The organism is Nocardioides sp. OK12 (assembly GCF_024341885.1).
GTDB classification, from domain to species: domain Bacteria; phylum Actinomycetota; class Actinomycetes; order Propionibacteriales; family Nocardioidaceae; genus Nocardioides; species Nocardioides marinisabuli.
Window position 1 is genome coordinate 98,649 of the sequence record NZ_BNET01000008.1, and the last position, 13,667, is coordinate 112,315.

At 75.0% G+C, this 13,667-nt stretch carries 9 protein-coding genes; 2 read left to right on the plus strand and 7 right to left on the minus strand.

Going from position 1 to position 13,667, the window contains the following annotated elements; genetic code table 11:
- Window positions 1-5: 5 nt before the first annotated feature.
- The 3 genes from OCU29_RS18390 to OCU29_RS18400 are packed head-to-tail and all read right to left on the minus strand — an operon-like array spanning window position 6 to window position 6,135.
- A complete protein-coding gene (locus OCU29_RS18390; RefSeq protein WP_261821061.1) occupies window positions 6-1,994 on the minus strand; it encodes a serine/threonine-protein kinase in 1,989 nt (662 codons plus the stop codon).
- Window positions 1,995-1,998: 4 nt separating this feature from the next.
- Window positions 1,999-3,333 carry an ABC transporter substrate-binding protein gene (locus OCU29_RS18395; protein WP_261821062.1) on the minus strand — a complete coding sequence of 445 codons (1,335 nt, stop codon included), beginning with the start codon at window positions 3,331-3,333 and terminating at the stop codon, window positions 1,999-2,001.
- Window positions 3,334-3,336: 3 nt separating this feature from the next.
- Complete coding sequence (locus tag OCU29_RS18400) at window positions 3,337-6,135, minus strand: hypothetical protein (RefSeq protein WP_261821063.1); 2,799 nt, start codon at window positions 6,133-6,135, stop codon at window positions 3,337-3,339.
- A gap of 194 nt (window positions 6,136-6,329) precedes the next feature.
- Between OCU29_RS18400 and pepN the strand changes: the two genes are divergently transcribed.
- The gene (gene pepN / locus OCU29_RS18405; RefSeq protein WP_261821064.1) at window positions 6,330-8,750 is read left to right on the plus strand and encodes an aminopeptidase N; all 2,421 of its coding nucleotides are present in this window, start codon (window positions 6,330-6,332) and stop codon (window positions 8,748-8,750) included.
- Window positions 8,751-8,881: 131 nt separating this feature from the next.
- Here the strand turns inward: pepN and OCU29_RS18410 are convergent, their stop codons facing one another.
- From OCU29_RS18410 to OCU29_RS18425, 4 genes are all read right to left on the minus strand, one after another.
- Window positions 8,882-9,862, minus strand: a complete 981-nt coding sequence (locus OCU29_RS18410) for a ribose-phosphate diphosphokinase (protein WP_179614141.1) — start codon at window positions 9,860-9,862, stop codon at window positions 8,882-8,884.
- A 124-nt stretch (window positions 9,863-9,986) separates the two neighbouring features.
- On the minus strand, window positions 9,987-11,429 hold the full coding sequence (glmU, locus tag OCU29_RS18415; protein ID WP_261821065.1) for a bifunctional UDP-N-acetylglucosamine diphosphorylase/glucosamine-1-phosphate N-acetyltransferase GlmU: 1,443 nt from the start codon (window positions 11,427-11,429) through the stop codon (window positions 9,987-9,989).
- Window positions 11,430-11,501: 72 nt separating this feature from the next.
- Entirely contained in the window at window positions 11,502-12,134 is a 633-nt protein-coding gene (locus tag OCU29_RS18420; protein WP_179614142.1) for a potassium channel family protein, read from the minus strand.
- A gap of 9 nt (window positions 12,135-12,143) precedes the next feature.
- A complete protein-coding gene (locus tag OCU29_RS18425; protein ID WP_261821066.1) occupies window positions 12,144-13,118 on the minus strand; it encodes an FKBP-type peptidyl-prolyl cis-trans isomerase in 975 nt (324 codons plus the stop codon).
- Between the two features lie 151 nt (window positions 13,119-13,269).
- Between OCU29_RS18425 and OCU29_RS18430 the strand changes: the two genes are divergently transcribed.
- Entirely contained in the window at window positions 13,270-13,659 is a 390-nt protein-coding gene (locus OCU29_RS18430; RefSeq protein ID WP_261821067.1) for a PaaI family thioesterase, read from the plus strand.
- Window positions 13,660-13,667: the final 8 nt, after the last annotated feature.

The following is a 13,667-nucleotide window of genomic DNA, read 5'->3' on the forward strand; positions in this document are numbered from 1 at the left end:
CCGCCTCAGCCTCCGGCGCCCTGGATGGTCAGCGCGGCCGGCTCCAGCCGGGTGAAGTCCCCGACCTGCGCGGTGACCGTGCAGTCGCTCGCGGGGTAGCGCGCGAGCAGGCTCAGCCCGTCGGCGGCGACGGCGACCGCGTCGCAGGCCTGGAGCCGGACGCCGTCGAAGCCGTCGGCGACCGCCGACAGCGCGAGCGTGGCCTCGCCCTGGGCGTCGGAGTCGAAGAGCGGGCGCACCGGGTCGGGGCCGGCGCCCCAGTCGGGCAGCAGCCGGACCCGCACCGGGGTGAAGCCGCTGCGGGCCTTGCGCACCACCGGCGGTACCTCGACGACGACGTCGCGCAGGCGCTGCACCGGGTAGCCGTCCCCCGAGCGCTGCGCGTCGAGGACCACGCGGGTGCTCTCGGCCGACTCCGCCACCCACTCCTCGAGTCCGGTCGCGGGGTCGGCACCGAGGTCGAGGTCGAAGGTCGCCACGACCAGCACCTCGCCGTCGGCCGGCACCTGCCCGGGGTCGACGGCGAAGCCGCAGCGCACCGAGATGCCGGTGCGGGCGGCCAGGTTGTCCTGCACCGTCGCGCCGGTCCAGGTCGGGCTCGGGCAGTCGTCGCCGCGTGCCGGCAGCACCTCGAGGAAGGGGCCGCGCAGCGCGGCGTCGCGGGCGCTGTAGCGCAGGCGCAGGGTGACCCGGCCCGAGACCGGGTCGTAGTCGGCCTCGCGGTCGACCCCCAGCCCGGTCGGCAGAGCGGGCTCGGTGCGCTCGACGGAGGCCGCAGCGCCCACCACCGGGTCGGGCTCGTCACCGGTGGCGACCACCACGCCGGCCACGACGGCCCCGACGACCACCAGCACCAGCGCCGCCAGGGCGGCGACGCCGACTGCTCGGCCGGTCCCTCCTCGGGCCCGGCGCGGCCCGCGTCGCGAGGGCCTCGCGGGTCGGCTCGCGGCCTCGGCCGGGGGCGGCGGCGGGACGGGCGGGACGGGCGGGCCGGCTGCGTGCAGGAAGGTGGCGCCGACGTCGACCTGGGCGTCGTCGACCTCCACCTGCACCGACGGCGAGCGCACGACCGTGCCCTGCACCAGGTCCCAGTCGTCGGGCGCGGGCTGCACCTCCAGGGCGGGCAGGTCGAGCACCGCGTCGGGCAGCTCGCGCAGCGCCGCCGCGGTGGCGGCGGCACCCAGCCGGGTCGTGGGGTCCTTGGCCAGCATCGTCTCCACGACGTGCCACAGCTCGTCGGGCACCGGCAGCCGCGGCGGTCGCACCGAGGCGTGCCGGAAGCCCACCGTGTGGGCGGTCCCGGCCCCCGAGAACGGGGTCCGGCCGCCGAGCAGCTCGTAGAGCAGCACCCCGGTCGCGTAGACGTCGGAGGCCGCGCTGAACCGGCCGTGCACGAAGAGCTCGGGAGGCATGTAGCCGGGCGTGCCGAGCAGACCGGTCGCCTGCACGGTGCGCTCCTGGGCCAGCCGCGCGATGCCGAAGTCGGTGAGCAGCACCCGGTCGGCGTACCCGGCACCGGCGGAGTCCTCAGAGTCCTCAGAGTCCTCGGAGTCCTCGCCACCGCGCAGCAGCACGTTGTCGGGCTTGACGTCGCGGTGCAGGCAGCTCTGCTCGTGGGCGGCGGCGAGCGCGGCGAGCACCGCGCAGGTCGTCTCGACGGCGTCGCGCGCCGCGAGGGTGCCGACCTCGCGCAGGTGGCGGCGCAGGTCGGTGCCCTCCACGAGGTCCATCACGATCGCCAGCGCCTCGCCCTCGACGACCAGGTCGTGCACGCGCACGATCGCGTCGTGGCGCAACGACATCAGGATCGAGCGCTCCTGCACGAAGCGGCCCACGATCTGCTGGTCGCGGGCCAGCTCGGGGCGCAGCAGCTTGGCGGCGACGTACCGCTCGCCGACGCGGTCCCAGGTGCGCCACACCTCGCCCATGGCGCCCTCGCCGAGCCGGTCGACCAGCTCGTAGCGGCTGCCCAGCGCGCGTCGTCCGCCCGTCACGGGCTCAGCCTGTCGTGTCGTCGGCGAACCAGAACAACCGGCCCCCGGCACTGCCGCCGCTCCCGCCGCCACCAGCCGCGTCGACCGCGGGGCGGACCCCGGGGTCCTGGCCGGTGGCGCGCAGCGCGACCACGCTCGCGGGCGGCAGCGCCCGGTCGCTGCCGAAGTCGAGCGCCGGCCCGGCGAGCCCGTCGTCGGGCCCGACCTGGAGGCCGCTGAGCGCCGACAGCACGTCGCCGGGCTCGACCGACCCGGCCGCCTGCGCGGCGGCCGCGAGGGCCACGACGGCGTCGTGGCTGGCGGTGTCGGCGTCGGCGGCGACCTGGGCGAAGGCCGCGTCGCCGAAGAGGTCGGTGATGCCGGGGTCGCCCGCAGCCAGGCGCAGCGCGGCGAAGAAGGCCGAGACGCCCTCGGCGCGAGCACCCTGGGACAGGGTGGTCGCGTCGCCGGCGTCGGTGCCGGCGGTGAGGTAGGCGCCGGCGGTGGTGCCGGAGGCCTCGGCGAGGCCGGCGGCGAACGCCGGGCTCAGGGCCTCCGGCGACAACACGACCGGCGCCGCGGGCGCCGCGCCCTGGAGCGCGGCCACCACCCGGGCCTGGGTGCTGGCCGCCGCGGCCACCAGCACGCTGTCGACGCGCCCGGCGTCGTACGCCTCGGCGACGCGCTCGACCGTGGCGTCGAGGTCCGCCCCGACCCCGGCCGCGTCCGCCGAGCCGACGTCGAGCTCGACGTCGTCGGCGGTGAGCACGAAGGGGCGGCTCAGGCCGTCGGCCTGCATCACCTCGAGCAGCACCCGGTCGACGCTCGCGGCGTCGGGCCCGGTGGCGAACGCCCCGACCGGCAGGTCGGCCCCGCGCTCGTAGGGCAGCAGCACCGCGGTGCCGGCCGAGGTCGCGGCCTCGAGGGCCTCGTCGAGGTGGTCGCCGCGGGTGGCGGCGACGATGCCGGCGACGTCGGAGGCGACCAGCTGCTCGACGGCGGCCTCGGCCCCGGCGGCGGTACCGCCGTCGTCGACGACCTCGAGCTCGACGTCGCCACCGCCCAGCCGCAGCCGGTACGCCGCGACGGTGGCGCCCTCGGCCGCGGCGACGACGTCCTGGCCCTGGCCGGGCTCGGAGCGCAGCGTCAGCAGGACGCCCACGCGCAGCGGGTCACCGTCCCCGACGCCGTCGGCCGTGGGCAGCGCGACCGACGCCGGCACCCCGGCCGAGCCCGCCGCCGACCCGGTGGCCTCCGCGGACCCGGGGCCCGGCTCGTCGCCGCCACCCGAGCAGGCGCCGAGCAGCAGCGCCGTGCCGGCCGCGAGGGCCGGCAGGGGGCCGGTGAGTCGTCGACGCACCGCTCAGCCCTGGCCGAGGTGGAACGAGAAGACGGTGAGCAGGGAGTCGTCCTCGGCGACACCGTCGTCGAAGGCGCGGAACTCCTGCTCGCGCTCCAGCGCCCGGATCGTCTGGGCCTGCTGGAGGAAGACCTCGTCGAGGGCCTTGCCGCGCACCGAGCCGAACGCCGAGGCGCGGGCGTTGGCCAGCTGCACCGAGTCGTTGGCCAGACCGGTCTGCCCGGCCCCGGTGGCCAGCGAGCCGAGGATGCCGGTGCCGCCGCTCTCGCGGGTGCCCAGGTCGACGAGGACCCGCTGGAGGTCGGCCTGCAGCCGTGCCTCCGACTCGCCCAGGTCGCCGGTGGCCGCGGCGATGTTGGAGCCGATCGTGCGCAGCGCGTCACCGACGGCGCCGCCCAGGCGCGACTCGGCCTGGCGGACCTGGCGGTCGAGGTCGTCGCGCTGGCGCTCGATGCGGCGACCGCCCTGGTCGACGATGCGCTCTGCGGCCCGGTCGGCGCCCTGGCTCAGGGTGCCGAAGAGCTCGCCGACGCGCTCGTCGGCCTTGCCGCGGGCGCCGTCGGTGGCCACGATGCTGCGGCCGATCTCGCCGCCGGTGCTGTCGAGGGCCTTGCGGGCCTCCTTGAAGGCGGTGTCGATCTCCTTCTCCAGCCCGGCCTGGTTGCAGGCCACCCGCTGGTAGGCGAAGCGCAGGGCGTCGACCGCGCCCACCGGGTCGCGCTCGGTGATCTCGTCGCAGGAGGGCACCTCGGCCTGCGCGCCCAGCGCCGCGACCCGGGCGACCAGGCCGCGCAGGTCGGCGACCTCGACGGTGTCGTCGATCGCCTCGTCGAGCTCGACCAGGGCGCCGTCGACGGAGGTGCGCAGGGTGGCCAGCGCGCGGGCCACCGAGCCGTCGCCCTCGACGGCGGAGGTCTGCTGCACCGAGACCCAGGCGCTGCGCACGGTCTCGAGGCGCTGGGCCAGCGTGGTGCCGCCACCGCAGCCGGCCGCGCCACGGGCGGCGTCGATGCGGCTGACCAGCCCGGTCTGCAGCTGCTCGAGCACGTCGGCGGGGATGCGTGAGGTGTCGGTGACGTCGGCCAGGCCCGGGATCGCGCAGACGGCGGCGGTCAGGGCTGCGGCCCGCTGGGCGATGCTGCCCTCCGCGTCGGGGGTGCCGATGGCCTGGGCCTGGGTGCCGGCGATGGTGTGGATGTCGGAGAACGCGGCCTGCAGGCCTGTCGCCGCACCGGGCTGGAGGAGCGTCTTGAGCGACTCGAGGGAGTCGACCAGCGACCCCAGCAGCAGGGCCAGGGGGCGGACCGGCAGGCCGCTGCCGCCGATGATCTCCTCGGCGGCCTCCTCGACCGAGCGCAGCTCGGCGACGACGGCGCCCATGGAGGTGCCGAGGTCGTCGACCGCGCCGGCGTCGAGACGCCCGGCGAGGTCGGCGCCGAAGAGCGAGAGCACGTCGGCCTGCTCGACCAGGCGCTCGCGCGCCGAGGCCAGCACGCAGACCGCGGAGGTCGACCCGTCGGTGCAGTCGGCGAGCTCCTCGGCCGAGCCGATCTGGCGCGCCAGGTCGTCGGCGATGGCGGCGCGGCAGGAGCCGCTGGCGTTGGACAGGGTGGTCAGCCGGCTGCTGACGGCGGCGAGCTGGCCGTAGACGGTGGGGGCGGCCAGGTTGCGGCCGAGGTCGACGCGGCAGCCCTCGGCGCCGTCCTGCGGCTTCGGGGGCTTGATCCGGTCGGGGTCGCCGAGCACGTCCTTGACCTCGGTGAGGCTCGAGGAGAGCGCCTGCACGGCGTCGTCCTCGACGCCGCCCAGCTGCTCGCCCAGCGAGCCGTCGAGACGGGTCAGGTCGGCCGACAGGCTGCCGAGCTGCTCGCTGACGCCGGCCGAGCTGCTCTGCAGGTCGGCGATCGTCCGGGCGCCCAGCCGCTCGGCCGAGTCGGAGAGCCGGGTCTCGATGTCGGTGAGCACCGCACCGGCCTGGGTCAGCACCGAGGTGACGTCGCCGATGACCTCGATGGTGCGCGTCTCGGTGGCGATGGCGCCGCCCTCGTCGTCGGAGAACGCCTCGTCGAGCAGGCCCGTCAGCGACGTGTCGGTGACCAGGCCGGGCTGGACGCCGATGTCGAAGGTCGGCACCTCGAAGTCGTCGGTGTCGAGCACCAGGCGGAAGGTGGCGCTGGGCGCCAGCCGCGGCGGCGCGAGCATCGTGGCCCACTGCACCCGCGACTCCCCCGCCCCGCCGCGGCTCAGCACGCCGTTCGTGGCCTCGTCGTCGCCCTCGGCGCCGGTCACGACCTCGGCCAGCGTGTCCTCGCCCAGCGAGGCCGAGGCCACCACGGTCATCGGCACCCCCACCAGCGCGAACTGCGAGCGCTGCACGCCGCCGGCGTCGTAGGTGACCTCCTCGGGCCGCACGGTGGTGTTCTGCACCGTGAGGTCGATGACCACGCGGCCGCTGCGGCCGGCGATCTCGCCCAGGTCGGTGCCGGCCTCGTCGTCGAGGCGGTAGGCGGTCTGGATGCGCACCGGGAGCTCGGCGGCCGCCTCCTGCGTGTCGAGGGTCGTCCGCAGCGCCTCGCCGCCGTCCTCGCCGCGTCGCACCGACGTGGACTCGACCGAGGTGAGGGTGCCGTCGGGGGCCAGCTGCACGTCGACCTGCTGCAGCACCTGCTCGGCGTCGGCCGAGGCGGGCGCGGTGCCCGCGGAGAGGAGTCCTCCAGCGAGGGCCACGGCCAGGGCGGCGCGAGCGGCACGGCCGACCCGGGGGCGAGGGACGCGGTTCGCGGCATGGCGCGCGACGGACATGGGGGGCTCCTCGAGACTCAGGACGGCCCCTCACCGATGCAGGGAGCCGACCGGTTCCTGCTCGCCAGGACCGTCCGGCAAACCAATGTCCAGACATCATGGGCCATCCCCCCGACGACCGTCATGTCTTCGTAAAATCCGCTGGTCGCGCGGGCCGTCGCCGCACCCCGGGCACCCCTCCCTAGGGTGGGCGCATGTCGCTCACCCTCGCCGAGGCCCGTGCCCGCTCCGCCCAGGTCACCGACGTCTCCTACGACATCGACATCGACCTGCGCGACCACGCCGGCGAGTGCTTCGGCTCCACGACCACGCTGCGCTTCACCACCAGCGCCGCGCGCACCTTCGTGGAGCTCACCGACGCCCGCGACCTCGTCGTCAGCGTCGACGGCCGGCCGGTCGAGGCGGCGTACGACGGGCGGCGGATCGTGCTCGACGACCTGCCGGTGGGGGTGCCGGTGGCGGTGCGCGTCGAGGCGCAGGTGCCCTACGTCAGCGACGGGGACGGGATGCACCGGATGAGCGACCCGGTCGACGGCGAGACCTACGTGTCGGCCTACCTCTCCCTCGACATCGCCCAGCGGGTCTTCGCGTGCTTCGACCAGCCCGACATCAAGGCGACGATGGCCGTGGCGGTCTCGGCCGACCCGCGCTGGCAGGTGATCGGCAACGGGCGGGTCACCTCGTCCGAGGCCGGGCGCTGGACCTTCGCGACCACCCCGCGGCTGTGCCCCTCGCTGTTCGTGGTCTGCGCCGGGCCCTGGCACTCGGTGACCTGGGAGCACGCCGGGCTGCCCTTCGGCTGGCACGCGCGCGCGTCGCTGGCCGCCGAGCTCGACCGCGACGCCGACGAGCTGCGGCGCACGACCGACGACTGCTACGACCACTACGCGCGGCTCTTCGACGAGCCCTACCCCTTCGACTCCTACGACCAGCTCTTCGGCCCCGGCCACAACTGGGGCGCGATGGAGACCCCGGGCTGCGTGACCTACCGCGACGAGCTGCTGCCGCGCGGGCGGGTCACCGACGACCAGCGCTCGCGGCGCGCCACCGTGATCGCCCACGAGATGGCGCACATGTGGTTCGGCAACCTCGTGACGATGCGCTGGTGGGAGGACACCTGGCTCAACGAGAGCTTCGCCGACTACATGGGCTACCGGGTCGCGGCCGACGGGGCCGGCTTCCCGGGCACGCTCGTGGTGCACGAGTCGACGCGCAAGCCCGCGGCGTACGTCGCCGACGAGCGCCGCTCGACCCACCCGGTCGCCCCCGCGCCGGAGGACGTGCCCGACGTCGACGCGGCGTTCACCAACTTCGACTCCATCTCCTACGCGAAGGGCAACTCGTGCCTGCGCCAGCTGGTGACCTGGCTGGGCGACGACGACTTCCTGGCCGGGGTCAACGCGCACCTGACCCGCCACCGCTTCGGCAACGCCACCCTCGACGACCTGGTGGAGGCGCTCGACGCGGCCTCGCCGCGCGACGTGCGCGGGTGGGCCGAGGTGTGGCTGCGCCGCACCGGCTTCGACACCGTCGCGGTGCGTCGCGACCACGACGGGGTGCCGGTGCTGGCCCGCGAGGGCGTGCGGCCGCACCGCTTCTCGGTCACCGCCCTGGCGGCCGACGGCACCCTGGTCGGGACCCGGCTCGTCGACCTCGACGAGCAGGAGGTGGCGCTGCCGGAGTGGGCCGGGCTGGCGGTGGTGCCCAACAGCCAGGGCGAGACCTTCGCGCGCCTGCGGCTCGACGAGCAGTCGGCGCAGGTGGTGGCCCAGCACCTCGGCGGGGTCACCGACGACCTGACCCGCACGGTGCTCTGGGCGCACGCCTTCGACGAGGTGCGCACCGGCGCGCTGTCGGTCGACGGCTTCCTCGACCTCGTCGAGCGGCACCTGCCCGGCGAGCCCCGGCCCGCCCTGGTCTCCGCCGTGCTCGACCGCACCCTCGGGCCGGTGCTGACCCGCTCCACCCCCGCCGCCGACGCCGCCGCCCTCGTCGACCGGGTCGCCGCGGCCTGCCGCGCAGCGCTGGGCGCCACCACCGACGACCAGGTCGCGATCGCGTTGACCCGTGGGCTGGCCGCCACCAGCCGTGACGCCGACGCGCTCCTGGCCTGGCTCGAGACCGGGCGCACCGGCGAGGGCGTCGACCTCGACCCGGGGCTGCGCTGGTCGACCGTCGCACGCCTCGCGGCCCTCGGGGCCCTGGACGCCGACGCCGTCGAGGCCGAGCGGCAGCGCGACCAGACCTTCGCCGGCGAGCTGGGCGCCGCCCGCGCGCTCGCCGCCCGGCCCACGCCCGAGGCCAAGGCGGCGGCCTGGGCCGCGATGAGCGCCCCCGACGTCTCCAACCGGGTCTTCGAGGCCACCGCCCTGGGCCTGTGGGACCCCGAGCGCGTCGACCTGTGCACGACGTACGTCGACGCCTACCTGGCCGACTCCCCCGCCATCTGCGAGCGCCGGGGCCAGGGGTTCTCGCTGGTGGTGGGCCGCAACGCCTTCCCCGCCCTCGAGCTGGCCCCCGCGCAGCGCCAGCGCCTGGCCGACACCCTGGCCTCGGGATCGGTGCCCAGCGTGCTCGCCCGCCTGTGGAACGACCAGCTCGACGACCTCCGCTGACCCGTCCCGAATCTCGCGCTGACCCGTCCCAGATAGTGCACTGACCCGGCCCGAACCTGCAGGTGCAGGTCCACGCCGGGTCAGTGCGAAGTACGCGCCGGGTCAGTGCGAAGTACGCGCCGGGTCAGCGATCAGGCGTGACCGTCGAACATCGAGGTGACCGAGCCGTCCTCGAAGACCTCGCGGATCGCGCGGGCGACCAGCGGGGCGATCGAGAGGACCGTGAGCTTGTCGAACTGGCGGTCCGGCGAGATCGGCAGGGTGTCGGTGACGATGACCTCGACGGCCGGGCTGTTCTTGAGCCGGTCGACGGCGGGGTCGGAGAGGATCGCGTGGGTGGCGGCGATGACCACGCCCGCGGCGCCGTCGGCCATCAGGGCCTCGGCCGCCTTCACGATGGTGCCGCCGGTGTCGATCATGTCGTCGGTGAGGACGCAGATCTTGCCCGCGACCTCACCCACCACGCGGTTGGCGACGGTCTCGTTGGGCCGGTCGGTGCGCCGGGTCTTGTGGATGAAGGCCAGCGGCACGCCACCGAGCTTGGCCGACCAGCGCTCGGCGACCTTGATGCGACCGGCGTCCGGGGAGACGACGGCCAGCGGCTGGTCGCCGTACTTGCTGAGGACGTAGTCGGTGAGGATCGGCAGCGCCATCAGGTGGTCGACGGGGCCGTCGAAGTAGCCCTGGATCTGGTCGGCGTGCAGGTCGACGGCGATCAGGCGGTCGGCGCCGGCGGTCTTGAAGAGGTCGGCCATCAGGCGCGCCGAGATCGGCTCGCGGCCGCGGTGCTTCTTGTCCTGGCGGGCGTAGCCGTAGAACGGCATGACCACCGTGATGCGCTTGGCGCTGGCGCGCTTGAGCGCGTCGACCATGATCAGGTGCTCCATGATCCACTCGTTGATCGGAGCGGTGTGGCTCTGCAGCACGAAGGCGTCGCAGCCGCGCACCGACTCCTCGTAGCGCACGTAGATCTCGGAGTTGGCGAACTCGTAGGCCGAGGTCGGCACCAGCTCGGTCTCGAGGATCTCGGCGACCGACTCGGCCAGCTCGGGGTGGGCCCGGCCGGTGAAGACCATCAGGTTCTTCTCGGTGGTCTTCTTGTATCCGGTCACGAGCAGCTCCTGGGACGCCGACTGGGTGGGGTGCGCCCGACAGTCTGCCCCCCGGACGGCTCGCCGCGAAACCCGCCGCCCGCCTCCACGGCCACGTGTGACCGACGCGACGCGCAGGTTTTGCCTAGGCGGGCCCGGAGCCCTGCGCGCGAGCCGCCGCGTCGGCCTGGGCGGTGCCGGCGCGACGCTGCTGCGCCCAGTCGGCGATGACCCGCATCGGGCCCGCGCTGACCGCCAGCGCACCCGCCGGCACGTCCCCGCGCACCACGGTGCCGCCGCCGGTGCTGGCGCCGTCGCCGATGCTGACCGGGGCCACGAAGGTGTTGTTGGAGCCGGTGCGGGCGTGCCGGCCCACGGTCGTGCGGTGCTTGGCCACGCCGTCGTAGTTGGCGAAGATCGTGCCGGCACCGATGTTGGTGCCCTCACCGATCTCGGCGTCGCCGACGTACGACAGGTGCGGCACCTTGGCTCCGGGGCCGATCTCGGCGTTCTTGGTCTCGACGAAGCCGCCGATCTTGCCGCGCTCGCCCAGGCGGGTGCCGGGGCGCAGGTAGGAGAAGGGGCCGACGTCGGCGTGGGCGCCCACGACGGCCAGCTCGGCGTGGACGCGCACGATGCGGGCGCCGACCCCGATCTCGCAGTCCTTGAGGGTGGAGTCGGGGCCGATCACGGCGTCCTCGCCCACGACGGTCGCCCCGAGCAGCTGGGTGCCCGGCAGCAGCACCACGTCGGGGGCCAGCACCACGTCGGCGTCGATCCAGGTGGTGGCGGGGTCCATGACGGTGACGCCCTCGCGCATCCAGCGCTCCACGATGCGGGTGTTGAGCTCGCGGCCGAGCTCGGCGAGCTGGGCCCGGTCGTTGGCGCCCTCGGTCTGGCGCACGTCGTCGATGGCGTGCGCCCCCACCGTCAGCCCGGCGTCGCGGGCCAGGCCCAGCAGGTCGGTGAGGTAGTACTCGCCGTTGGCGTTGTCGTTGCTCAGCCGCGGCAGCGCCTCGTGGAGGAACGCGGCGTCGAAGGCCATGATCCCCGAGTTGATCTCGCGGATCTCGCGCTGGTCGGGGGTGGCGTCCTTCTGCTCGACGATCGCCACCACCTCGCCGTCCTCGTCGCGCACCACCCGGCCGTAGCCGAAGGGGTCGTCCACGACGCCCGACAGCACGCTGACCGCGCGCTGGGCGGCCTCGTGCTCGGCGACGAAGGTGCGCAGGCTCTCGGCGGTCAGCAGCGGGGTGTCGCCGTACGCGACGAGCACCGTGCCCTCGCGCGCCCCGGCGGCCTCGACCGCGACCCGGACGGCGTGGCCGGTGCCGGCCTGCTCCTCCTGCACCGCCAGCAGCGCCTCGGGCACCAGCTCGGCGATGTGGGCGCCGACCTGCTCGCGCTGGTGGCCGATGACCGCGACGACGCGGCGCGGCGCGCACCCGCGCACCGCCACCAGCACGTGGCCGACCATGGAGCGCCCGCCGATGGGGTGCAGCACCTTCGCGGTCTTCGAGCGCATCCGCGTCCCGCCGCCGGCGGCGAGGACGATCACGGTCAGGTCGTGCAGGACGGGGTCGGCCACGGAATCTCCGAATCAGGGTGGATCAGCGCAGGGGGGAGCGGGCTCACTGTAGAGCCCGGAGGTGAACCCGGCTCAGCCAACGCGGTCCTCGGCGACGTGGCCGAGGATCCAGGTGGCCACCGAGGCGGTCACCGCACCGACGAGCCCGATGCCCACCAGCATCAGCGCCACCGCCACGAACCGGCCCTCGGTGGTGACCGGGTAGTGGTCGCCGTAGCCGACGGTGGTCACCGTGGTGGCCGCCCACCACAGCGAGTCGCCGTACGACGTCAGGTTGGCGCCGGCCGCGTAGCGCTCGGCGTCGAGCGCGGCCAGGGCCCCGAGCCCGACCGCGAGGGCCGAGGCGCCCGACACGTAGACGAGCACCCGCCCGGCCAGCGAGGAGGCCGCGGAGCGGTCGAGCATCCGCACCAGGGTGAGCAGGCGCAGCAGCCGCAGCGGGCGGAGCAGCGGCAGGGCGACCAGCGCGACGTCGTACCAGTGGCGCAGCGCGTAGGCGCGGGCGTCGTCGGCCAGCACCAGGCGCACGCCGAGGTCGATCGCGAAGGCGACCCACACGGCGTAGGAGACCACCCCCAGGACGGTGGCCACGTCGGCGTCGAGGCCCGGGTCGAGGACCGGCCAGGCGTAGGCGACCAGGAAGGCCAGCGCCAGCAGGATCAGCGGCACCTCGGAGCGGCGCTCCCAGCGCTCGACGCGGCTCATCGGCGGGGGCTACTCCGCGGCGACCACGTCGATGAGGAACCACAAGGTGGCGTTGCCGGGGATGTTCGGCGGGCTGCCCTGGGTGCCGTAGCCGTAGGCCGGCGGGATCTGCAGCAGCACCCGGCTGCCGACCGGCACGCCGTCGAGACCGATGCTCCAGCCGGGGATCAGGCCGCTGAGCGGGGAGACCAGCGGCTCGCCGCGCGAGTAGCTCTCGTCGAAGGGGGCGTCCGCGTCGTAGACCGCACCGAGGTAGTCGACGGTCACGGTGTCGGAGGCCGTCACCGGCTCGCCGTCGCCCTCCTCGATCACCAGGCGCTGCACGGGAGCGTCGAGCGCGGGCTCCTCGAGGCCGGAGAAGTCGAGGCCGACGGGGTCGCCGCCCTTGCTCTCGACGGTGGGCTGGCTGTCGGGCGAGGCGTCCTCGGCCTCGTCGCTCGAGGGGGCCGGGGAGGTCTCCTGCTTCTCCACCAGGTCCATCACGACCACGACGCTGTCGTCGAGCCCGAGGCCGAGCGAGTTGCTCTCGGCGGACTCACCGAGGAGGTCGGTGGGGGTGGTCACCGCCACGACCCGCGAGCCGTACGTCGCGCCGTCCATCATCTCGAGGAAGACCTCGCCGACCTGCTCGTCGTTGGGGATCGACTCGGGCGCGCCGTTGTCGTAGTCGCTGAACACGTCCTCCTGGGTGCTGCCGTTGCCGACGTAGAGGTAGGCGGTCACCGTGTCGCCCTCGGCGATCTCCTCGCCGTCGCCGGCGACCAGCGTCTCCACCCTGGTCTCCTCCGGCTGCTCGACGGCGGCGCTCCACTCGGCGGTGAGGCCCTCGCCCACCTCGCCGGTGAAGCTCACCTCGGACAGCTCGCCGGTGGCCGAGCCGGCCTCGTCGGCCGTCCCCTCCTCCGGGTCGGAGCCACAGGCCGTCAGGGCGGACAGCAGGACGACGGCGCACAGGGCGGCCACGGGACGAGAGCGTCGGAGCACGGGCTTCTCCACATCGGGGGCTGGGTGGGGTCCGGACACGGCGGTCCGGTCCCCGGGCAGGGCACGAACCTACGTCGCCGCCCCACCCCGGGCCGCAGGCGGGCCCGGACGGGGTCGGCCGGCGGTGCCGGTGGTCACCTACGGTGTGCCCATGACTGCCGTCGGGGACCCCGGACCGTTCTCAGCCCACCTCGGCTTCCGGGTGGTGCGCGCCGACGCCGACGGCGCGGTCGTCGAGGCCGACCCCGGCCCCGAGCACCTCAACGGCGGCGGCATCCTGCACGGCGGTTACCTCAGCGCGCTGCTCGACAGCGCCACCGGGTGGGCGGTCCACGCCGCCGGGCCCGAGGGCATGGTCGCCCCGCACGTGCAGCTCAACGCGCAGTTCCTCAAGGCCGGGGTGGCCGGGCAGCCGCTGGTGTGCACCGCGACGTGCACGAGCGTGGGCGGCCGGATCTGCACCACCCAGGGCGAGGTCACCCAGGCCGGCCGGGTCATCGCCCGGGCCACCGGCACGCACGCGGTGATCTCGCGGGGCTGACGCTGCCG

Excerpts from the sequence above, each read along its gene's own strand:
- OCU29_RS18400 (WP_261821063.1), bottom strand. The coding sequence starts at position 6,135 with ATGTCCGTCGCGCGCCATGCCGCGAACCGCGTCCCTCGCCCCCGGGTC.
- pepN (WP_261821064.1), top strand. The coding sequence starts at position 6,330 with ATGTCGCTCACCCTCGCCGAGGCCCGTGCCCGCTCCGCCCAGGTCACC.
- OCU29_RS18420 (WP_179614142.1), bottom strand. The coding sequence starts at position 12,134 with ATGAGCCGCGTCGAGCGCTGGGAGCGCCGCTCCGAGGTGCCGCTGATC.
- OCU29_RS18430 (WP_261821067.1), top strand. The coding sequence starts at position 13,270 with ATGACTGCCGTCGGGGACCCCGGACCGTTCTCAGCCCACCTCGGCTTC.